This window comes from Porphyromonas endodontalis ATCC 35406 (assembly GCF_000174815.1).
Taxonomy (GTDB): Bacteria; Bacteroidota; Bacteroidia; order Bacteroidales; family Porphyromonadaceae; genus Porphyromonas; species Porphyromonas endodontalis.
Map to the genome: position 1 here is coordinate 1 of NZ_ACNN01000008.1, position 1,127 is coordinate 1,127.

Below are 1,127 nucleotides of genomic sequence, written 5' to 3' on the forward strand. Positions count from 1 at the left end.
ACACGTTGTAATTGTTCTTTTTCTTCCATACTCTCAATTCTCTCTTTTACTGAACTGACGTCTGCATCAACTCTTTCTTCAACTGCGTCAAGGCATCTATGATAGCCTGGCGACTCTCAGGATTCTCTAAGGCTCGTTGGAGAACCTTGTTGGTGCGCAGCTGTTTCACCAACTTCTCATAGAAGTCTTTTTGGGTCGAAAGACCGCTCAAAAAACGACTCCTGTCCGTCATATTCTTGATTTGAAAGTCTGCGGTATTCGAGAAGCGGAAGTTTTCTTTCACGGGTTCTCCTTCGGCACTTTCAAACTCCACATCTACATTGGGTTGGAAGGCGGAAAAAACCTCCTCAATTGTGCTTAATCCCTCTACAGCTTCCGGATTGACGGGGGCTTCGGCTGTCAGCTTTTCAAGAAGCAGCGTTCGATTCTCCGGAATATTGGCAATGGCTTCCGAAGCATCTATTTTGACCTCGTTACCCCCGATTTCGTAGTTCAATATGCCCATAGGTATATCTTTGTTTTTTGTTTGATGCAAATGTCTGCAAGCACGAAACCCACACTGAATCAAAGAAAAAATTCTCTGAAACCGTGTGGGAACATACTTACGTTGTTGTGGACGATCAAGCCGTAGGCCAGTTTTCTTCGTATTGAGCGCCTCCAATCTTGATGGTCTGAGCCGAGATGGTTACTGACAAAGACATAGGGTTTTCCCCTACAATGTCTATACCTTCTTCAAATTCGATGATATAGGCATTCTCGAATTGCAGTTCTTTCATCTTGGCCTCTTCATCGCCTTTCTTGAAGATGATACTCCCACTGAATGGCTTGAATTGATTCACCATGTGCTCTAGAATGGTTGTATCTGCCGTCGATTCTACGCGAACACGAATACGACCTCCATAAATGTTTGAGGCGGGACGTCCCTTGGAGTCCACATCTCGACGGAGCGAATACTTGCAATCAAGGACATCGTATTCCTTGCCCCCGAGATTTAAAGTTGAACGAAATGCCATACTTCTCTTGTTTCTTATTAGTTTTAATACATTTTGCAATGGTCTGTCACCCGCTCGGAAACTCCCCTTTGCGACTGCAATTTACAACTTTCCTCGAAATCCCACAAATCTGCT

At 44.4% G+C, this 1,127-nt stretch carries 2 protein-coding genes; both read right to left on the reverse strand.

Translation table 11 applies throughout. The features are described from left to right. Positions 1-46 precede the first annotated feature (46 nt). Positions 47-505 carry a hypothetical protein gene (locus POREN0001_RS02130; protein WP_040580203.1) on the reverse strand — a complete coding sequence of 153 codons (459 nt, stop codon included), beginning with the start codon at positions 503-505 and terminating at the stop codon, positions 47-49. A gap of 115 nt (positions 506-620) precedes the next feature. Further along, on the reverse strand, positions 621-1,013 hold the full coding sequence (tssD, locus tag POREN0001_RS02135; RefSeq protein WP_040580205.1) for a type VI secretion system tube protein TssD: 393 nt from the start codon (positions 1,011-1,013) through the stop codon (positions 621-623). Positions 1,014-1,127: the final 114 nt, after the last annotated feature.

Excerpts from the sequence above, each read along its gene's own strand:
- tssD (WP_040580205.1), bottom strand. The coding sequence starts at position 1,013 with ATGGCATTTCGTTCAACTTTAAATCTCGGGGGCAAGGAATACGATGTC.
- POREN0001_RS02130 (WP_040580203.1), bottom strand. The coding sequence starts at position 505 with ATGGGCATATTGAACTACGAAATCGGGGGTAACGAGGTCAAAATAGAT.